The sequence below is a fragment of the Thermotoga maritima MSB8 genome (assembly GCF_000008545.1).
In the GTDB taxonomy this organism is placed as follows: domain Bacteria; phylum Thermotogota; class Thermotogae; order Thermotogales; family Thermotogaceae; genus Thermotoga; species Thermotoga maritima.
In genome coordinates this window covers 964,974-984,280 of sequence record NC_000853.1, presented here as the reverse complement: position 1 = coordinate 984,280, position 19,307 = coordinate 964,974, and the positions used below count along the sequence as shown (strand labels likewise).

Here is a 19,307-nt window from a genome sequence, read left to right as displayed (position 1 = left end):
TTTACCCTAAATTTTACTATTCAATATTTATAATTATGTACAACTTGATTGCGTAAACTAATATTACTGGAACATTGCCAGAACATTACTTTGACATACCCTCTATCGTCCTGTTCAGCTTTCCGCTGGCAAAACCTTCCAGATCCAGCGTCACAAAAGAAAAACCGATCTTCTGAAGTGCCAATACAATATCTGTTCTTTTGCCCATGAGGAGTTCCATCTCATCTCTTCCCACTTCGACAACAGCGGTTTTGTACGGGAAAAATCTCACCCTCACCTCTCTGAATCCCAGTTCTCTGAGAAAGTTCTCCGCTTTTTCCACCATTCGAACGCGCTCTTCGTTCAATCCAAATCCGTAAGGAAACCTCGAACACAGACAGGCCATGGCGGGTTTGTCCCAAGTTGGAAGCCCCAGCTTCTTGGAGTACTCTCTTATCTCTTCCTTCGTCACTTCAAAATCTATGAAGGGATGCCAGATGCCGTCTTCCGTGGATGCCTTCACTCCCGGCCTGTAATCCTGAAGGTCTGAAAAATTCAACCCATCAGCTATCACATCGAAACCATTCTCCCTTGCCCAGTTCTTTACGATGTTGTCTCTCAGCTTTCTGCACAGGTAACACCTGTCTGGAGGATTCTCTATGAGGTGTCTGCTCTTGAGCTCGTTCAGTTCGATGAATTCATGCCTTATTCCAATGAGATTTGCCAGATTCTTCGCTTCTTCTATCTCTTTTCTTGGAATCACCGGGGAGTCTATCGTGAGTGCCACGGCGTTTTTTCCCAGCACTTCACGTGCCAGTTTCGCTAAAAGGGTGCTGTCGACCCCACCGGAGAACATGACGACGAGTTTTTTCTTGCTTTTAATAGCTTCACTTATTCTCTGAAGTTTATCCATCTTTCCTTATCCTCCTTAAAATTCTCACGGCGGCCGCTGCGGCTCCAACGGTGTTCCCTATGTTCACCACAACAAGACCCGGAACACACGTTTGAAGCATCGTGGAAAGCGCTCCCAGTCCCTCTCCACCGAATCCATAACCAACGGGTGTGGGAACGGCTATCACCGGAAGATCTGTGAGAGAAGCTATGAGAGAAGGAAGAATTCCTTCCATTCCGGCAAAGACTATGAGAAGGTCAGAATCTTCTGTCTTGCTGAGTGCGTAAAAGGATCTGTGTATCCCCGCAACTCCCGCGTCGTAAACCTTCTGAACGTTGACACCGAGTTCTTCAAGTATGAGAGAAGTCTCCTCGGCGAAGGGAACATCAGAAGTTCCAGCAGTTATCACTCCAACTTTTCCGTTCAACTTTTCCAGAGTTGTATTTTCTCTCTTTAAAACCACGAGTCTCCCAGCTTCTTTTATCACGTAGCCAAAAAATCTATCTTTCAACTCCCGTTTTTTCTCCTCGTCCAGACCGGAGACAAAGGCGATTCCCTTTCTCTCTAAAAACTTCTCCACAGCGGCTATCGTCTGCTCCTTAGTTTTCCCCAGTGCAAAGACGATTTCGGGAAATCCCTGCCTTTTGTCTCTTTCCATGTCGAGCATCAACTCGTTTGTTCTTTCAAAAAATTTGCTCAAAATCTTCTCTTCCGCTTCTTGAATGGTTATCTCACCACTTGCGAGAGATCTCAGTACATCTTCAAACATCGTTTCGAACCTCCGAAACACTCTTGTAGACCGCTCTGTATACTTCTTTGAGAGGAATTCCTTTCTCCTGTGCAACCTTCTTGCAAGCCTCGTACTCTGGTGAGATGTTCACGATCTCCGAATCGAAACTCGCTATCTTGACTGGAATCTCCCCGTATTCGGTCTTTACCGTCTTCAATGTGCGGGTCGCTTCTACCTTTTCGGGATAGAAAACCCTCGCACCTATGCTGGTGCTTTCTTTGAAGAGCAGTTTCAGGATCTCATCTTTTTTCGACTCGTGACAGAGAACAGAAACCTTGACAGCCGGACGGTTCTTCTTCATGTATATGGGTGTGAAGAAGACATCCTTTGCCCCCGCTTCAAACAGTCTCTCCATGAGATGACCGAACAGCTGTGGATTCATATCGTCCACATTCGTTTCTATGAGAACATCTCCGGTTCTTTCGGAGGGTTCGATGTAACCGAGATACCCCCTCAAAACGTTCGGTATTTCGAGATCCATCGTCCCAGCTCCGTATCCCACTTTTTCTACTCTCAAGATCGGTGTCCTGAACTCGTCAACCAGGATCTTCAAGATCACTGCTCCCGTCGGCGTGACCAGTTCCGCGCGCACTTTCTGATCCATATAGATCGGAATGCCTTTCAGCAGCTCAGCGGTGGCTGGAGCGGGAACCGGGTATCTGCCGTGTTCTGTCATCACAAAACCGCTTCCCGTGTTGACAGTGCCACAGAAAACCTTCTCTACTTCGAGAAGCTCCAATCCAACTACAGCTCCCGCGATCTCTATCACAGCGTCCATGGCCCCAACTTCGTGGAAATGAACCTTTTCTTTTGAGAGGCCGTGGATCTTGCTTTCCGCTTCTGCGAGAGCTTCAAACATCCTTATCGCTTTCTCTTTCAAAGGATCTTCGAGTCTGCTGAGTACTTCAACGATCTCGGAGAGATGTCTTCCATGGTGATGGTGGTGATCATGATCCGACACAATGTGATCCTCGTGGTGCTCTTTTCTAGGGAAAACAACGTCAACTTTTGTGGCGGTTACTCCTTTTTTGTTTACCTTTTTCACCACGAGATCGAATTCGACGTTGAGCTTTTCAAGACGGGATTTTATCTTTTCTGGATCCACCCCAAGATCGACCAAAAGGCCAAGGAACATGTCCCCAGATATCCCTGAGAAAGGATCGAGATATAGTATCCTCATCGTATTCGCACCTCCATATCTTTTTTAAGTAAGTATACACTAATTCTTGATGCGAACTAAGTAACAGTTGATTTAAATTGGGAAGCTTCGAAGCATCCTTGCCGCAAAATAATAATGGAGAACCCAACAAGGAGGGCATGTACAATGCGCTGGGAAGAGGTTGAACCGGTTGTTCGAGAACTTCTGGATTTTCAGATCAGTTCTCCTGAAGAATTCAGAACCTTCATCAACAAAGTGACGGACTTCTTCGACCGGGTAAGAGAAGAACACGGATGGCTCTACATCAAAATGACTGTGAACGCAGACAAGGAAGAGTTCGCAAAAGCTTACGAGGAGTTCCAAAAAGAGATCGTGGCAAAACTCAAGCCTTACGAACAGAAGATAAAAGAGAAAATCGTAGAAAACGAACACTTCGCTCCGCGTGGTTACGAACACATGATAAAGGTGATCAAAAACGATGTGGAACTGTTCAGAGAGGAAAACGTTCCTCTTCAGGTGAAAGAGAGTATCCTCTCTAGAAACTACGGCACGATCGTGGGAAACATCGAAGTCGATTTCGAAGGAGAGAAAAAGACGCTTCAGCAGCTTTCCGTGTACCTGAGAGATCCCGACAGATCTACGAGGGAACTCGCCTGGAGGAAAAGGTACGAAGGAATCTGGGAAGTACGGGACAAGCTCAACAAACTCTTCGACGAACTCAAAGAAATCAGGCACCAGCAGGCCCTGAACGCGGGTTTTTCCAACTACAGAGATTACATGCACAGACTTAAGAGCAGGTTCGAATACACCCCGGAAGACCTGTACCGTTTCCACGAAGCGGTGGAAAAAGAAGTCGTTCCCTATCTGGTGGAAAGAACAAAAATCAGGCAGAGAAAGCTGGGAATCGAAAGCGTCAGACCCTGGGATACAGCGGTAGATGTGGATGGAAAGGTCTTGAAACCTTTTTCCTCAGTGGAAGAATTCATGGAAAAAACCGAGAGAGCACTCAAAAGGTTGAACCCCACCTTCGCGGAAAGATTTCGCCTCATGAGGGAAAAGAATCTCCTTGACCTTGAAAACAGAAAAGGAAAAGCTCCTGGTGGATACAACCACACGCTTCCAAAGACGGGAGCTCCCTTCATCTTCATGAACGCGGTGGGACAACCGGGGGATGTGAGGACGATCTTTCACGAACTGGGACACTCGATGCACTCGTTTGAAACGCTGAGCCTTCCGGTCTTTTACAGACCGCATAGAATGGAAGTTGCGGAGCTCGCCTCCATGTCGTTGGAACTCATCTCCATGGAATACTGGGACGAGTTCTACACCGACCCCGAGGATCTGAAAAAGGCAAAGATCGAAGAACTCGAAGGTGCACTCTACTTTCTGCCGTGGTGCATGATCGTGGACGCCTTCCAGCACTGGATCTACACCAACCCAGATCACACACCAAAAGAAAGGGACGAGTACTTCGCTTATTTGATGGACAGATTCAACCCGGGAGTGGACTGGAGCGATCTGGACGAAGAAAAGAAAACGAGGTGGCTCTTTCAGCTTCACATCTTCGAAGTACCTTTCTACTACATCGAGTACGGCATAGCACAGATAGGAGCCCTGGCAATTTACAGGAACTACATAGAAGATCCAGAAAAAACACTGAAAGACTATCAGAGATTTTTATCCGTGGGATGTTCGATGCCGGTGGACGAAGTTTATAAAACCGCGGGAATAGAGCTCAAATTCTCGAGGGATTACATAAGAGAGATCGTGGATTTTGTGGCAAAACAGATCGAAGAAATAGAAAAATGAAGCCCTGGCAATGCCAGGGCTTTTCACCATCCCCTCGAAGCACCTCCACCACCGGAAGATCCTTCACCGAATCCCCCAAAACCTCCTGATCCACCTCTGGAACCACCGAACCCACCAGGAAACCTTGGGCCTCTGTACCAGCGCCTTCCTCTTCCCATGATGGAAGAGAAGATGATGAACGCGATGACAATTACAATGATCGAAATACCGCTGATGTCCGTTCCTCTTTCAGGAAGATCAGAAGTCCCGGTGAGTTCCACTCCGTACTCTTTCGCCACCTCGTTCGCGATGGCAAGGTAGCCGTAATAGATCCCTTTCGAGTACTCTCCGTTTTTGAAATAGGGAATCACGTATTCATCGAGGATCCTTCCCGCTTTTCCATCTGGAATGGCACCTTCCAGACCGTAACCAACTTCTATTCTCACCTTTCTGTCGTTCATGGCAACGAGGAGCAGCACACCGTTGTTCTTCTCTTTTTGTCCTATTCCCCACTCTCTGAAAAGCCGATTCGCATACTCTTCGACCGTGAGGCCGGAGAGGGAAGGTACAACGACAACCACCACCTGGGCTGTCGTTTTGTTTTCCAATTCTTTTCCAACGGAGATGATCTTTTCCACGGTAGTTTTATCGAGAACACCTACGTAGTCGTTCACGTACTTGTACGGGGTCGGCTTTGGAAATTCAACTGAAAGCAAAAGAACCGATGAAACAATGAAAATCAACAGAAAGATCTTTCTCATCAGAACTTCACCTCGGGAACTTCCTCGGCTCCCGGTTTCGCTTCAAAGTACTGCTTTTCTTCGAATCCGAACATCTTCGCGAAGATCACACCGGGGAATTTTTTTATAGCGGTGTTGTATTTCTTCACCGCTTCGTTGTAGTCTCTTCTTGCAACGGCGATTCTGTTCTCTGTTCCGGCGAGCTCATCCATGAGCTGTCGGAAGTTTGCGTCTGCCTTCAGATTTGGATAGTTCTCGGCTATGGCAAGTAGTCTCGAAAGGGCCGAAGAAAGCTCTGCATCGGCCTGAGCACTTTCCTGAGGAGTTTTCGCACCTATCAACTTCGCTCTGGCGTTCGCTATTTCTTCGAGTATCTCTTTTTCATGCGCGGCGTAGCCCTTTACAGTTTCAACGAGATTTGGAATGAGATCTGCCCTTCTTTGAAGTTGATTCTGGATCTGGCTGTACTTTTCCTGAACTTCCTGCTCAAGGGAAACAAGGTAGTTGTAGTATCCCACAGTTGTTCCAATGATGACAACTACCAGTACGAGTATCACTATCAGTACGATCAGACCTCTTTTCACTCGGATCCCTCCTTCCATTTACTCATGTTACCATGAAATTCTATATTATGAAAATTCTCGTTCATGGATATTATCCAAAAAATTCATTTATCATCGATTAATAAGAATTATTGGGTTTTATGATCGAGATTCTTTGTTTTTCTCTCGTTGACTTTTCATTTTCCTTCGTGTTACCATTCTTGTGAAAACGATTTCGAAAACGATTTCATCAAGACACAAGGGAGGATGTTTCTAGTGATTTCCGTCGTGGGGAGTTCAAACATAGATATCGTTCTGAAGGTTGATCACTTCACAAAACCTGGTGAAACCCAGAAAGCGATAGAGATGAACGTTTTTCCGGGTGGAAAAGGGGCGAATCAGGCTGTAACAGTCGCAAAAATTGGAGAGAAAGGATGCCGTTTTGTAACGTGCATTGGAAACGATGATTACTCTGATCTGCTCATAGAGAATTACGAAAAACTCGGAATAACTGGATATATAAGAGTTAGTCTTCCTACAGGAAGAGCGTTCATAGAAGTCGATAAAACAGGACAAAACAGGATCATCATCTTTCCTGGAGCGAACGCCGAACTGAAAAAAGAATTGATTGATTGGAATACGCTCTCTGAAAGTGATATCCTTCTCCTTCAAAACGAAATTCCTTTTGAAACCACCTTGGAATGTGCGAAAAGATTCAATGGAATTGTGATCTTTGACCCCGCACCCGCGCAGGGAATAAACGAAGAAATCTTTCAGTACCTGGACTATCTCACACCGAATGAAAAAGAGATCGAAGCCCTGTCGAAAGATTTCTTCGGTGAGTTTTTGACGGTTGAGAAAGCCGCTGAGAAGTTTCTGGAACTCGGCGTCAAGAATGTGATAGTGAAGCTCGGTGACAAAGGAGTACTTCTTGTGAACAAAAATGAAAAGAAACACTTTCCGACCTTCAAAGTAAAGGCTGTGGACACAACAGCGGCGGGGGACGTGTTCAATGGAGCTTTTGCCGTTGCTCTGTCTGAGGGAAAAAATCCCGAAGAGGCGGTAATCTTTGGAACGGCAGCAGCGGCCATATCGGTAACAAGGTTGGGAGCTCAAAGTTCTATTCCAGCGAGAGAAGAAGTAGAGGCGTTTTTGAAGAATTTATGAGGGGGCAGAATCATGAAAAAGGTTGGTATTTTGAATTCGGAAATTTCTAAGATTGTAGCGGATATGGGACACATGGATACATTAGCCGTTGTGGACTTAGGATTTCCTATCCCGCAGGGAGTAAAAAAAGTAGATCTGGTGGTTGATAGAGGAAAGCCTGGCTTGATGGAAGTTATAGAAATTCTTCTTCGGGAGTTAAAGGTGGAGAGAATAATCCTTGCAAAGGAGATGGATGAGAAGAGTATACAAACTAAACAGGAACTTCTGAAACTTATAGAGAAAATGAATGGACCAGTTGAAGTCGTTACAGTTCCTCATAAGGAGTTTAAGGAAATGTCGAAAAACGTGAAGGGGATTATCAGAACAGGAGCGGACATTCCTTATTCCAATGTAATACTTGTGGGAGGGGTTATCTTCTAAATTTGAAAAGAAGAAAATACTGTTTTTACCTCAAATTTCCTTAGGGAGGTGGGTTTTATGAAGAAGAGCTTGTTTGTGGTGTTGGTATTGGTTGGATTGTTACTGGTTTCCTTCACAGGTTTGGCACAGGAACAGCAGAAACCAAAAGGAAAGATGGCTATTGTGATCTCCACACTTAACAATCCATGGTTTGTTGTCCTCGCTGAAACAGCGAAGCAAAGAGCAGAACAACTCGGCTATGAAGCTACTATCTTTGATTCTCAGAATGACACAGCTAAGGAGTCGGCTCACTTCGATGCGATCATAGCTGCCGGATATGATGCCATCATCTTCAATCCCACCGATGCGGATGGATCGATAGCAAACGTGAAGAGAGCGAAAGAAGCAGGCATACCTGTCTTCTGTGTAGACAGGGGAATTAACGCAAGAGGACTGGCGGTAGCACAAATTTATTCAGATAACTACTATGGTGGTGTGCTTATGGGTGAATACTTTGTAAAGTTCCTCAAAGAGAAATATCCAGATGCAAAAGAAATCCCATATGCGGAGCTTCTCGGAATACTCAGTGCACAACCCACCTGGGATAGATCAAATGGATTCCACAGCGTTGTAGATCAATATCCCGAGTTCAAGATGGTGGCACAGCAATCCGCAGAATTTGACAGAGACACAGCTTACAAAGTCACAGAACAGATTCTCCAGGCACATCCTGAAATTAAAGCCATATGGTGCGGAAACGATGCTATGGCACTCGGTGCTATGAAAGCATGTGAAGCTGCAGGAAGAACCGATATCTACATTTTTGGATTCGATGGAGCAGAAGACGTGATAAATGCCATCAAAGAAGGAAAGCAGATCGTAGCAACTATCATGCAATTCCCGAAACTTATGGCAAGATTGGCAGTTGAATGGGCTGACCAGTACCTCAGAGGTGAAAGAAGCTTCCCGGAGATTGTACCTGTCACTGTTGAGCTGGTGACAAGAGAAAACATCGATAAGTACACTGCTTACGGCAGAAAAGAAGAATAATCACTGAGCTAATCTAGACAGGGGGACCCGCGACCTATGAGCGGGTGCCCCCTTTTAGAAAGGAGGATGGAATTTGAAATCGAAGTTAACTAAAAGAAAAGTTATTTCCATGATTGTTGTCTTCTTTATCTTACTTCTGATCTATCTTTCGTGTGATGTCATTCCTATAGAAGAAATGGAGAAAGGCTTCGATCCCAAAAGATACGCCAGAGAATTATGGTTCAAGCTCCAAGACATGATGAACGAGGGACTTGGTTATGATGCGGTGGAAGTTTTAAATACATTGGACGAAAATCCTGAACTTGCTCATCAAAAGTTTGCTAAGGTAGTTGGCGTTTCAAATTACAGATATTACATCATACAGGGTGTAGGAGAAATTGTTGAAATAAAAGACGATGGAATACTCGTTAAAGTCAGAGAAAACCGCAAAGTTCCAGATTTGTTTCTAAGTAATCACATTTTTGGCAATGGAATAGTCAACGCTACTGGTATTGCAAAAATGGAAGATTTTGATAGAATCATTGATTTCAACCTCACTGCCACGGAGCTGAACAAAATAGTGAAAGAAGAGGTGGTCAATTCTTTCTTAAAACAACTCTCGAAAGGAGCAGGCAGCGTGGGTTCTCTTGTTAGATTCATAGCCGTTTTTACTCTACTCAAAGATGAAGAAATTAAGTATCCAATAGAAGCGATTCCGCTTTATCTGGAAATTCAGGGAGGTTTTTGATATGATGCTCAACACAGAAAAAGAAAGGGAAGTATTGCTGGAAGCCAGAAATATTACCAAAACTTTTCCGGGAGTAATCGCTGTCAATAATGTAACTCTTCAAATATATAAAGGGGAAGTTTGCGCTCTGGTTGGAGAAAACGGAGCTGGCAAATCCACTCTCATGAAGATTTTGGCCGGGGTATATCCGGATTACGAGGGACAGATCTTTCTGGAAGGAAAAGAGGTTCGATTCAGGAATCCAAGAGAAGCCCAGGAGAATGGAATCGCCTTAATTCCTCAAGAACTAGATCTTGTACCTAATCTTAGTTCAGCTGAAAATATCTTTCTCTCCAGAGAACCGGTCAACGAGTTTGGTGTGATTGAATACCAGAAAATGTTTGAACAAGCTTCAAAATTATTTTCAAAGCTAGGAGTTAATATCGATCCAAAAACAAAAGTGGAAGATCTGAGCACTAGTCAACAACAAATGGTAGCTATTGCTAAAGCACTTTCACTTGACGCCAAAATAATCATCATGGACGAACCAACCTCTGCCATAGGTAAACGTGAAACTGAACAACTGTTCAATATTATAAGATCTTTAAAAAATGAAGGAAAATCTGTGATTTACATTTCTCATCGATTAGAGGAAATATTCGAAATAGCTGACAGGGTTGTTGTGATGAGAGATGGTAGAAAGGTAGGAGAGGGTCCCATAGAAGAATTTGATCATGATAAACTTGTTAGATTAATGGTAGGAAGAAGTATAGATCAGTTTTTTATAAAAGAACGTGCGACAATAACAGACGAAATTTTCAGAGTGGAAGGTATTAAACTGTGGAGTTTGGACAGAAAGAAACTTTTAGTTGATGATGTGAGTTTTTACGTCAGGAAGGGAGAAGTATTGGGAATATATGGATTAGTCGGCGCTGGAAGAACAGAACTTTTGGAGGCTATATTCGGCGCCCATCCAGGTCGTACAGAAGGAAAGGTATTCATTGGAGGAAAAGAAATAAAAATTCACTCTCCTAGGGACGCTGTAAAGAATGGGATAGGATTAGTCCCAGAGGATAGAAAAACTGCAGGACTGATTCTTCAAATGTCTGTTTTGCATAATATAACCCTCCCTTCAGTGGTAATGAAACTTATCGTTAGAAAATTTGGATTAATAGATAGTCAACTCGAAAAAGAAATCGTTCGTTCGTTTATAGAAAAATTAAACATTAAAACTCCTTCACCCTATCAAATCGTGGAGAACCTCAGTGGAGGAAACCAGCAAAAAGTAGTTCTGGCAAAATGGCTTGCAATAAAACCAAAGGTACTTCTCTTAGATGAACCTACCAGAGGAATTGATGTAAACGCAAAGAGTGAGATTTACAAACTCATAAGTGAAATGGCTGTTTCAGGAATGGGTGTAGTTATGGTTTCCTCTGAACTTCCAGAGATACTTGCCATGTCCGACAGAATTCTTGTTATGTCTGAGGGGCGGAAAACAGCTGAGTTTCTCAGAGAAGAAGTCACCGAGGAAGATCTTCTGAAAGCAGCAATCCCCAGAAGTGTGAAGGTAGAAACAACACAAAGGGAGGAGTGAGTAAAAGATGCAGGTCGAGAGATCCAGAGCGAAGATTTCGTGGTATCAAAGGATATCTCGCTATCAGTCGATTTTCATACTTCTTGGTCTTATCGTCTTGTTCAGTTTTCTGTCCAATCGATTTCTCACTCTTGAAAATTTCTGGATCATTCTCAGACAAACAGCTGTTAACCTCTGTATAGCTGTGGGTATGACGTTTGTCATTCTCACGGGAGGAATAGATCTATCTGTTGGTTCTATCCTTGGATTCTCGGGGGCTGTAACCGCAAAACTTTTGAAGTATGGTCTGATACTAAGTGCGTTTGGTGTCGTGCTCAAGTTCAATCCTCTTGGTGCATCAATAATTGGAGTCTTGGCTGGTTTTGCAATAGGATTGTTCAATGGGTTTATTATCACAAGATTCAATATTCCCCCATTTGTGGCCACACTGGGAACAATGACAGCAGTTAGAGGATTCATCATGCTTCTGACTAAAGGACATCCTATAACGCGATTGGGTGATAGTTTTGACTTCATAGGTTCTGGGTGGTTTTTAGGGATTCCAATGCCAGTCTGGATAGCCGCTATAGCCACAGGAGTAGGCATTTTTATTCTCAGAAAAACTCAGTTTGGAAGATATGTATATGCTGTTGGAGGTAATGAAAAAGCAGCAGTTCTCTCTGGTGTGAATTCAAAACTGACGAAACTCTGGGTGTACGCGATATCGGGTATCCTCTCGGCTGTTGCAGGTCTAATAGTTACCGCCCGTTTAGATTCAGCCCAGCCAAATGCTGGTTTGATGTACGAGCTAGATGCAATAGCCGCAACAGTTATTGGAGGAGCCTCTCTTTCAGGTGGAAAAGGAACTCTCATAGGAACTGTTGTAGGTGCATTGATAATTGGTGTTTTGAACGATGGGTTGGTACTCGTTGGTGTTTCTCCTTTCTGGCAACAGGTTGCAAAGGGATTCATAATAATAGCTGCTGTGATAGCAGAAAAACTCGGTAGAGGGGAAAAGGAGTGATCAAAGAGTGGGTGCATTGACCAGACACGAGGTTCTTGAACTGAAAAGAAAAGCTATCGAAATAAGAAAGATGATTCTCGATATGATCTACAAGGCAAAGTCAGGGCATACCGGCGGTTCCTTATCGAGCGTGGAAATCCTGGTAACACTCTTTTACAAAATTCTCAGAGTGAAACCGGAAGATCCGAACTGGGAAGACAGAGACAGGTTTATTCTGAGCAAGGGTCACAGCGTTGAAGCATATTACGCAGTCTTAGCTGATAAAGGATTTTTCCCGAAAGAAGAACTCGAGACGTACTGCAAGTACGGTTCTAGGCTCACAGGACATCCCACCAGAAAAGTCCCAGGGGTTGAGGTGAACACCGGTGCGCTTGGTCATGGTCTTGCCATCGGGGTTGGTATGGCTTTAGCAGGAAAAATGGATGGTAAAGACTACAAGGTTTACGTTTTGATGGGAGACGGGGAGCTGGATGAAGGAAGCGTCTGGGAAGCAGCACAGGTGGCGTCCCACTATAGTCTTGATAATTTGATAGGCATAGTTGATAGGAATCGTCTTCAGATATCTGGCCACACAGAAGAAGTCTTGAAACTGGAACCACTCTCAAAAAGATGGGAAGCATTTGGCTGGAACGTGCTGGAAGTTGATGGTCACGATTTTGAGTCACTTTACAAAACGTTTGTCTCCATACCTAGAGAAACTGGGAAACCACATTTGATAATCGCAAACACGATAAAAGGAAAAGGAATCTCCTTCATTGAAGGAAGAGTAGAATGGCACCACAAGGTTCCAAGTGATGAAGAATACAGGAAAGCCATCGAAGAGTTAGAAGAACAGCTGAAAACGCTAGAAGAAGGTGATATGGTATGAAAGTTGCTCTCAGAAAGACAATAGGTGAAAGATTGCTAGAACTTGCGAAGCAGGATGAAAAGATCGTGGTTGTAACCTCTGATGCACGGGGATCCGCGGCCATTGCGGACTTTTTCAAAGTATTTCCAGAAAGATCAATAGAAGTCGGAATAGCTGAGCAGACAGCAGCTGGAGTAGCCGCCGGTCTTGCCCTCTGCGGAAAGAAGGCCTGGGTCTTTGGACCTGCATGCTTCTATTCCGCAAGAAATTTAGAGCAGATAAAAAACGACATTGCCTACTCGGATGCCAATGTGAAAATCGTGGCAGTCAGTGGAGGGGTCAGCTATGGCCCTCTGGGAAGTACACACCATGCTCTCCACGACGTAGCTGTTATGAGAGCCATTCCCAACCTGAAAGTATTGCTTCCCAGTGATGCTGTTCTTGCAGCTGCCATCTTGGAACAGTTACTGAAAGATGAGAAACCCGTATACATGAGAACGGGAAGGAATCCGGTACCTGTGATCTATTCACGAGACGAAAAATTCGAGGTAGGAAGAGCAATAACATTGAAAGAGGGCAATGATATCACAATAATAGCAACAGGAGAAGTCGTGTGGAGAGCTTTGGAAGCGGCAAAGATTCTTGAAAAGGAAGGAATAAGTGCAAGGGTGATTGATATGTTTACCGTTAAACCCCTGGATGAAGAAGCAGTTTTCAGAGCTGCTCGAGAAACAGGAAGAATAGTAACCGTTGAGGAACATAGCATTTTTGGAGGTCTCGGTGGAGCGGTTGCAGAATTCCTTTCTCAAAATTTACCTACTCCTATGAAAATCCTTGGGATACCCGATGAGTATCCGGTTACAGGAACGCAGGATGAAGTTTTAAAACACTACGGCCTTGCGCCAGAGGGGATTGCAAAAACTGTCTTAGAGTGGTTCAAGGAGGGAAATTAGAATGTACGTTCTCGCAATAGATCAGAGTACCTCTGGTACGAAAGCTATTATATTCGATGAGAAAGGAGGAATTGTTCACAGGGTAACGGTGTACCACAAACAGTACTATCCAAAACCAGGCTGGGTAGAACACGATCCTGAGGAGATCTTTCGAAACACCTTAGATGCATGCAGAAAAGTCATTGAAGAATCGGGTATAAAACCGCTCGAGATAGAAGCTCTAGCTATTACGAACCAAAGAGAAACAACCATCTTGTGGGAGAAGAAATCAGGGAAACCAGTCTACAACGCTGTGGTCTGGCAGTGTCAGAGAGGGGCTTCTCTCTGTGAAGAGATAAAGAAAAGGGGATTGGAAGGGAAGATAAAAGAAAAAACAGGACTCGTAGTTGATCCTTATTTCTCTGCCAGTAAAATCAGGTGGATTCTGGACAATGTGGAAGGCGTAAAAAACAAGGCAAAGCAAGGAGAAATTGCTTTTGGAACAGTGGACAGCTGGCTGATCTGGAAATTGACTAAAGGGGAAGTTCATGCAACAGACTTTTCAAATGCGAGCCGCACACTTCTTCTCAACATTCATGAACTGAGATGGGATGAAGAAGTACTGGAGATCTTTGAAATTCCACCTGAAATCCTCCCTGAACTGAAAAGTTCAGATTCTGTCTTCGGTTACACCGATTTGGGATTTTTACCGAAAAAAATTCCCATAGTCGGTGTCATGGGAGATTCTTCTGCCGCTCTCTTTGGACAGGGAGGATTCTATTCAGGGGATATAAAGGTTACCTACGGTACAGGGAGTTCCACCATGTTGAACATAGGGGAAAAACCAAATGTATCAGATTCGCCCATTGTGTGCTCTGTTGGATGGGTCGTAAAAGAGACTTCCAGTTATGTACTCGAGGGTAACATTCATTCAGCAGGTGACACAATTGTTTGGTTAAAGGAAAAACTCGGAATCATAAGCGATCCCTCTGAAACAGAAAAAATAGCACTCTCTCTTGAAAACAACGGAGGGGTTTATTTGGTTCCTGCCTTCGTTGGGCTTGGGGCCCCGTACTGGCGAAGTGATGTGAAAGCGGCTATTCTGGGGCTTCAAAGGAATCATGGAAAAGAACATGTTGTTCGAGCGGCTTTGGAGTCCATAGCCTATCAAGTGAGAGATATCTTCGAGGAGATGGTCAGAATATCCAGTAAGGAACCCACCGAGGTCAGGGCAGATGGAGGAATCACAAGAAACAGATTTCTTATGCAGTTTCAGGCGGATATTCTGAACATACCAGTTTTAGTAAGCAACATAGAGGAAGTATCAGCGAGAGGAGTAGCTTTTGTTGCTTTGCTTCATCTCGGAGCGTTCAGCGATCTTGAAGAGATAAGGCAAAAGATAACTTACAGGGAAAAATACGAACCCCGGATGGGTGATGAATTACGGGAAATGTACTATGAAGGGTGGAAAACTGCTATCAGAAAACTACTCACCGAGTGAAGGAGGGAAAATGAAATGGAAAAGATGACCTTTGGTTTGATCGTCGGAAACAGGGAATTTTTCCCCGACAGACTGGTAGAAGAAGGAAGAGAAAGGGTAATAAAAGTTTTAGAAGGCATGGGATACAGGGTGGTAACCCTTTCACCCTCTGATACGAAACTCGGAGCTGTGGAAACAGCTAAAGACGCTAAAAAGTGTGCGGAACTTTTTAAGGAAAAAGCCGGGGAAATAGACGGGATTATTGTTACTCTTCCAAATTTTGGTGATGAGAAAGGAGTAGCTCAGGCAATCAGATTGAGTGGTTTGAATGTTCCTGTGCTGGTCCATGCGTTTCCAGATGATCCGGAGAAGCTCGACCTTCAGAATAGAAGGGATTCTTTCTGTGGAAAAATATCTGTAAGCAACAACCTGAAGCAATATGGGATAGAGTTCTCCTTGACGACACTTCATACAGAGGATCCAGAAAGTGAAGTATTTAAACGGGACATAGAGAAGTTTGCTGCCGTGTGCAGAATCGTTAAGGGAATGAGAAACATAAAAGTTGGAGCAATAGGAGCGAGACCCAGTGCCTTCAACACGGTGAGATTCTCTGAGAAGATCCTTGAAAGAATGAGCATTTCTGTTGAAACGGTAGACCTCTCGGAGATTCTTCACAGAGTTTCTAATCTCAAAGATGACGACGAGAGAGTAAGGAGAAAACTTGAGGAGATAAAGAAAAATTACAGGTTACAGATTGTACCGGAAGAGAAAATTCTCTTGATGGCAAAGTTTGGATCCGTCATTGACGAATGGATTGAGGAAAACGATATAAAAGCTCTTGCAATTCAATGTTGGACCTCTCTTGAATGGAATTTGGGAATAACTCCGTGTACCATCATGAGCCTTCTCAACGAAAAAGGAAAACCTGCCGCCTGCGAGGTTGATATCACCGGTGCTCTCTCTATGTATGTACTCCAGTTAGCTTCTGGACAGCCATCTGCAATAGTTGACTGGAACAATAACTACAGAGATGAAAACGAAACAATTCTCTTCCACTGTGGAAATTTCCCGGCTTCTATCTATGAAGAAAAACCTGAAATCAAATATGCAGATGTAATAGGAACAACTGTGGGTAAAGAAAGGGCCTATGGAGCTTGTGCAGGGAAGATAAAGACCTCACCGTTCACTTTTCTGAGGCTCACTACAGATGATAACGAAGGAAAAGTGAAAGCATATGTGGGAGAAGGGCAGATACTGGATGAAAATCCAAAGACCTTTGGAAGCAGGGGCGTGGCAAGAATTGAGAAGCTCCAGGAACTCATGAAATACATCTGTGAAAACGGATTTGAACACCATGTAGCGATAAATCTCTCGAGAGTGGCAGATGCTGTGAAAGAAGCTTTGGAAAAATATCTTGGGATAGTAGTTCATAAACATAACGCTGAAGTTTAGAGATTAAACCAGTTCTGGATGCTCTATGAATAAGAAGGGTGATCTCGATGACTCAAAACAATGTTGAAAAATGGGGAACATACGAAATAACACTCAAAGGGAAAGCGGAGGGGAATCCTTTTACAGACGTAGAAATCAAAGCAGTGTTTACAAGCGAAGCTGGTGACAGTTTTGAAGTGGAAGGCTTTTATGATGGGGAAGATACCTTCAAGATCAGGTTCATGCCGAACAGGACTGGTTTGTGGAAGTACGAGGTAAGAAGCGACATCAAAGATCTTGACGGTATGAAAGGAGAGTTTCTGTGTGTTGACCCTTCTGAAGGGAATCATGGACCTGTTCGAGTGTGCAACACTTATCATTTCTGCTATGAAGATGGGACACCTTACCATCCGTTTGGGACAACACTCTATGCGTGGGTACACCAGAGAGAAGAACTCATTCAGCAGACACTCGAATCACTCAGGAACTCTCCATTCAACAAAGTCAGGATGTGTGTGTTTCCGAAGTACTACGCTTACAATAGAGAAGAACCTCCTATGCTTCCTATGAGCTGGAGAGAGGAAGACGGGAGATATCAGGTAGAGTTCAATGTGAAGTTTTTCCAGCACTTTGAGAGGTTAGTGAAGGAACTTATGGACATGGGGATAGAAGCGGACGTGATACTGTTCCATCCGTATGACAAATGGGGATTTTGCAGCATGCCGGAAGAAGTGGACAAAGCGTACTTGAGGTATCTGATAGCGAGAATTTCTTCTTACAGAAATGTGTGGTGGTCAATGGCGAACGAATACGACCTTATCAAACCACAAAAAGACTGGGATGGATACTTTCATTTCATAGTGGAGAAAGACCCTTATAACCATCTAAGATCAGTGCATCAGTGTTTCAAGTTTTATGATCACACAAAACCCTGGATAACACACGCCAGCATTCAGTGGCAGGGGTCACTGAGATCGTGGAGCGGAGAACCTGAGATAGATATAGGCATAAATTTAATACCAAAATGGCGCGAGATGTACAAAAAACCAGTTATCATCGATGAATGTGGCTACGAAGGGAACATTGAGTACGGATGGGGTAATCTGCCACCACAGGAGATGATGAATCGCTTTTGGGAAGGTGTTACCTCTGGAGGTTATGTGACACATGGAGAAACTTATTACTCTGAAGACGAAGTCCTCTGGTGGTCAAAAGGCGGAAGATTGAAAGGTGAAAGTCCAAAAAGAATCGCATTCCTGAGAACGATTATAGAAGAAGCTCCACCGTTTCTTAAACCTATCAAGCTTGATCCTATGATGGACTGGGACGTTCATTGCATTGGTAAAGAAGGAGAATATTACCTGATCTACTTTGATATCAACAGACCAGTGAAAAGAACCTTAAAGCTTCCAGAAGGTAAGTACAGAGTAGATTTAGTTGACTGCTGGGAAACAGAGATACATAGTCTGGGGATCTTCCAGGGACAAGTTGTGATAAGGTTGCCGGGGAAATCGTATGTCGCTTTAAGAATTCAAAAAATGGAGAATAACGACGATTGGATAATTCTCCGAGAAGATGCTAAATTATAAATGAAATCATTATTAATAGCTAAGTTTTTGTTTTGAATAGATAAAACAGGGTATGAGCGTACCACCATTGACGAGTGTTGCTGTTGACTCTTTATATTTACGTTTTTCAGCAAGAAAATCATTGAAGGAGTAGCAGCAATGGGAGGTTAAAAGAATAAGGCTTCTCATCAGTGATAAAATTTCATTGAAGATACTCGACAGGAAGGAGAAATTAGCATGAAAAGGCGCCCTACAATAAATGATGTGGCGAAATTAGCTGGTGTTTCGATTTCAACTGTTTCCAGATATTTGAAAGATCCCTCGCAGGTCAGTGAAAAGTTAGGAGAGAGAATAAGAGAAGCCATAAAGAAACTGGGATACAAACCCAACAAGATAGCCCAGGGGTTGAGAACTGGTGATTCCAAAATGATAGGCTTCATCGTACCTGATATAACGAATCCCGCTTTTCTTACTATAGTTAAGGGAGCAGAGGATTTTCTGAGAAAAAAAGGTTATTCATTTATCATAGGAGGAACCGATCATAAATCGAAAGATGAAGTAGTGATTCTCGAATCTTTCATATTCCACAACGTAGACGGTGTTATAGTAACATGTACAGGCTACGAAAACAAAGCTCTAAAAGAACTTATAGAGAGATATCACCTCAAGTTGGTTTTCGTGGATAGAAGGTATCCCGGCATCGATGCTCCCTATATTGGTGTTGATAATTTTGGAGGAGTTGCCAGGATGGTTGATTATTTGGTCGAAACAGGTCATAGGTCATTTGCCTACCTTTGTGGAGATATGACCTCAACTGCGAAAGAACGTCTGGAAGGTTTTCTCGATCGTATGAAAAAGTACAAGATAAAGGATTACCAGGTTCTGTACGGAGAATTCACGTTTGAGAGTGGTTATAAACTCACCAAAAGATTGTCAAAAATACCGGACGCAATAATAGCTGGAAACGATCTTATGGCCTTTGGTGTGATAGAAGCTCTGAAAGAGAGAGGATTGGTAGTTCCAGAGGACGTCAGTGTAACAGGCTTCGACGATATGTTTTTCAGCAAATACTATAAACCTTCTCTAACTACTGTTCGTCAGGATCTTTATGAAATGGGAAAACAAGCCGGGAAAGTTCTGTTTGCACTTATTTCTGGAAAGAAGATAAGAAAAAAAGAGTACATACTTCCAACGGAAATCGTTATAAGAGATTCTGTGAAAGAAAGAAGAGCATAATATT

Annotated in this window: 18 protein-coding genes; 13 read left to right on the top strand and 5 right to left on the bottom strand. The window is 43.6% G+C overall.

The genetic code is table 11. The annotated features are described in order from the left end of the window. Window positions 1–85: 85 nt before the first annotated feature. From larE to larC, 3 genes are read right to left on the bottom strand one after another with little or no spacing between them, the layout of a single operon-like run. The gene (larE, locus tag TM_RS04935) at window positions 86–892 is read right to left on the bottom strand and encodes an ATP-dependent sacrificial sulfur transferase LarE (RefSeq protein ID WP_004080596.1); all 807 of its coding nucleotides are present in this window, start codon (window positions 890–892) and stop codon (window positions 86–88) included. Next, entirely contained in the window at window positions 885–1,640 is a 756-nt protein-coding gene (gene larB, locus TM_RS04930; protein WP_004080597.1) for a nickel pincer cofactor biosynthesis protein LarB, read from the bottom strand. Before larB ends, larE begins: the two co-directional genes overlap by 8 nt. Continuing rightward, window positions 1,633–2,841, bottom strand: coding sequence for a nickel pincer cofactor biosynthesis protein LarC (gene larC, locus TM_RS04925; protein WP_004080598.1), 1,209 nt, complete (start codon window positions 2,839–2,841; stop codon window positions 1,633–1,635). The genes larB and larC overlap by 8 nt, the downstream gene beginning before the upstream one ends. 144 nt (window positions 2,842–2,985) lie before the next feature. On the opposite strand from larC, the gene TM_RS04920 reads away from it, so the two are divergent. Next, entirely contained in the window at window positions 2,986–4,629 is a 1,644-nt protein-coding gene (locus tag TM_RS04920; RefSeq protein ID WP_004080599.1) for a M3 family oligoendopeptidase, read from the top strand. Between the two features lie 23 nt (window positions 4,630–4,652). On the opposite strand, the gene TM_RS04915 is transcribed toward TM_RS04920, so the two are convergent. Next, window positions 4,653–5,369, bottom strand: a complete 717-nt coding sequence (locus TM_RS04915; RefSeq protein ID WP_004080600.1) for a TPM domain-containing protein — start codon at window positions 5,367–5,369, stop codon at window positions 4,653–4,655. Beyond that, window positions 5,369–5,932, bottom strand: a complete 564-nt coding sequence (locus TM_RS04910) for a LemA family protein (RefSeq protein WP_004080601.1) — start codon at window positions 5,930–5,932, stop codon at window positions 5,369–5,371. The genes TM_RS04915 and TM_RS04910 overlap by 1 nt, the downstream gene beginning before the upstream one ends. 234 nt (window positions 5,933–6,166) lie before the next feature. Between TM_RS04910 and rbsK the strand changes: the two genes are divergently transcribed. The 12 genes from rbsK (at window position 6,167) to TM_RS04850 (ending at window position 19,303) form a co-directional block, all read left to right on the top strand. Next, window positions 6,167–7,057 carry a ribokinase gene (rbsK, locus tag TM_RS04905; RefSeq protein WP_004080602.1) on the top strand — a complete coding sequence of 297 codons (891 nt, stop codon included), beginning with the start codon at window positions 6,167–6,169 and terminating at the stop codon, window positions 7,055–7,057. Window positions 7,058–7,069: 12 nt separating this feature from the next. Further along, the gene (gene rbsD, locus TM_RS04900; protein ID WP_004080603.1) at window positions 7,070–7,477 is read left to right on the top strand and encodes a D-ribose pyranase; all 408 of its coding nucleotides are present in this window, start codon (window positions 7,070–7,072) and stop codon (window positions 7,475–7,477) included. Between the two features lie 57 nt (window positions 7,478–7,534). After that, a complete protein-coding gene (locus TM_RS04895; RefSeq protein ID WP_004080604.1) occupies window positions 7,535–8,506 on the top strand; it encodes a D-ribose ABC transporter substrate-binding protein in 972 nt (323 codons plus the stop codon). A 73-nt stretch (window positions 8,507–8,579) separates the two neighbouring features. Further along, complete coding sequence (locus TM_RS04890) at window positions 8,580–9,233, top strand: DUF2291 domain-containing protein (RefSeq protein WP_004080605.1); 654 nt, start codon at window positions 8,580–8,582, stop codon at window positions 9,231–9,233. A gap of 1 nt (window position 9,234) precedes the next feature. After that, window positions 9,235–10,806 carry a sugar ABC transporter ATP-binding protein gene (locus tag TM_RS04885; RefSeq protein ID WP_004080606.1) on the top strand — a complete coding sequence of 524 codons (1,572 nt, stop codon included), beginning with the start codon at window positions 9,235–9,237 and terminating at the stop codon, window positions 10,804–10,806. Between the two features lie 7 nt (window positions 10,807–10,813). After that, window positions 10,814–11,809, top strand: a complete 996-nt coding sequence (locus TM_RS04880) for an ABC transporter permease (RefSeq protein ID WP_004080607.1) — start codon at window positions 10,814–10,816, stop codon at window positions 11,807–11,809. A gap of 7 nt (window positions 11,810–11,816) precedes the next feature. Beyond that, a complete protein-coding gene (locus tag TM_RS04875; protein WP_004080608.1) occupies window positions 11,817–12,677 on the top strand; it encodes a transketolase in 861 nt (286 codons plus the stop codon). Beyond that, window positions 12,674–13,609, top strand: coding sequence for a transketolase family protein (locus tag TM_RS04870; protein WP_004080609.1), 936 nt, complete (start codon window positions 12,674–12,676; stop codon window positions 13,607–13,609). The genes TM_RS04875 and TM_RS04870 overlap by 4 nt, the downstream gene beginning before the upstream one ends. A gap of 1 nt (window position 13,610) precedes the next feature. Continuing rightward, window positions 13,611–15,089 carry a glycerol kinase GlpK gene (gene glpK, locus TM_RS04865; protein WP_004080610.1) on the top strand — a complete coding sequence of 493 codons (1,479 nt, stop codon included), beginning with the start codon at window positions 13,611–13,613 and terminating at the stop codon, window positions 15,087–15,089. A 117-nt stretch (window positions 15,090–15,206) separates the two neighbouring features. Next, window positions 15,207–16,520 carry an L-fucose/L-arabinose isomerase family protein gene (locus tag TM_RS04860; protein WP_228378893.1) on the top strand — a complete coding sequence of 438 codons (1,314 nt, stop codon included), beginning with the start codon at window positions 15,207–15,209 and terminating at the stop codon, window positions 16,518–16,520. Window positions 16,521–16,567: 47 nt separating this feature from the next. Continuing rightward, window positions 16,568–18,088 (top strand): DUF5605 domain-containing protein, encoded by a 1,521-nt coding sequence (locus TM_RS04855; protein ID WP_004080612.1) that lies wholly within the window; start codon window positions 16,568–16,570, stop codon window positions 18,086–18,088. A 216-nt stretch (window positions 18,089–18,304) separates the two neighbouring features. Then, window positions 18,305–19,303, top strand: coding sequence for a LacI family DNA-binding transcriptional regulator (locus tag TM_RS04850; RefSeq protein ID WP_004080613.1), 999 nt, complete (start codon window positions 18,305–18,307; stop codon window positions 19,301–19,303). The last annotated feature ends 4 nt before the right edge of the window (window positions 19,304–19,307 follow it).

What these genes read in the sequence shown, in the direction of transcription:
- larB (WP_004080597.1), bottom strand. Translation starts at nt 1,640, where the DNA reads ATGTTTGAAGATGTACTGAGATCTCTCGCAAGTGGTGAGATAACCATT.
- TM_RS04855 (WP_004080612.1), top strand. Translation starts at nt 16,568, where the DNA reads ATGACTCAAAACAATGTTGAAAAATGGGGAACATACGAAATAACACTC.
- larE (WP_004080596.1), bottom strand. Translation starts at nt 892, where the DNA reads ATGGATAAACTTCAGAGAATAAGTGAAGCTATTAAAAGCAAGAAAAAA.
- larC (WP_004080598.1), bottom strand. Translation starts at nt 2,841, where the DNA reads ATGAGGATACTATATCTCGATCCTTTCTCAGGGATATCTGGGGACATG.
- TM_RS04895 (WP_004080604.1), top strand. Translation starts at nt 7,535, where the DNA reads ATGAAGAAGAGCTTGTTTGTGGTGTTGGTATTGGTTGGATTGTTACTG.
- TM_RS04860 (WP_228378893.1), top strand. Translation starts at nt 15,207, where the DNA reads ATGGGATACAGGGTGGTAACCCTTTCACCCTCTGATACGAAACTCGGA.
- TM_RS04880 (WP_004080607.1), top strand. Translation starts at nt 10,814, where the DNA reads ATGCAGGTCGAGAGATCCAGAGCGAAGATTTCGTGGTATCAAAGGATA.
- rbsD (WP_004080603.1), top strand. Translation starts at nt 7,070, where the DNA reads ATGAAAAAGGTTGGTATTTTGAATTCGGAAATTTCTAAGATTGTAGCG.
- TM_RS04850 (WP_004080613.1), top strand. Translation starts at nt 18,305, where the DNA reads ATGAAAAGGCGCCCTACAATAAATGATGTGGCGAAATTAGCTGGTGTT.
- TM_RS04870 (WP_004080609.1), top strand. Translation starts at nt 12,674, where the DNA reads ATGAAAGTTGCTCTCAGAAAGACAATAGGTGAAAGATTGCTAGAACTT.
- TM_RS04915 (WP_004080600.1), bottom strand. Translation starts at nt 5,369, where the DNA reads ATGAGAAAGATCTTTCTGTTGATTTTCATTGTTTCATCGGTTCTTTTG.
- TM_RS04885 (WP_004080606.1), top strand. Translation starts at nt 9,235, where the DNA reads ATGATGCTCAACACAGAAAAAGAAAGGGAAGTATTGCTGGAAGCCAGA.
- TM_RS04920 (WP_004080599.1), top strand. Translation starts at nt 2,986, where the DNA reads ATGCGCTGGGAAGAGGTTGAACCGGTTGTTCGAGAACTTCTGGATTTT.
- glpK (WP_004080610.1), top strand. Translation starts at nt 13,611, where the DNA reads ATGTACGTTCTCGCAATAGATCAGAGTACCTCTGGTACGAAAGCTATT.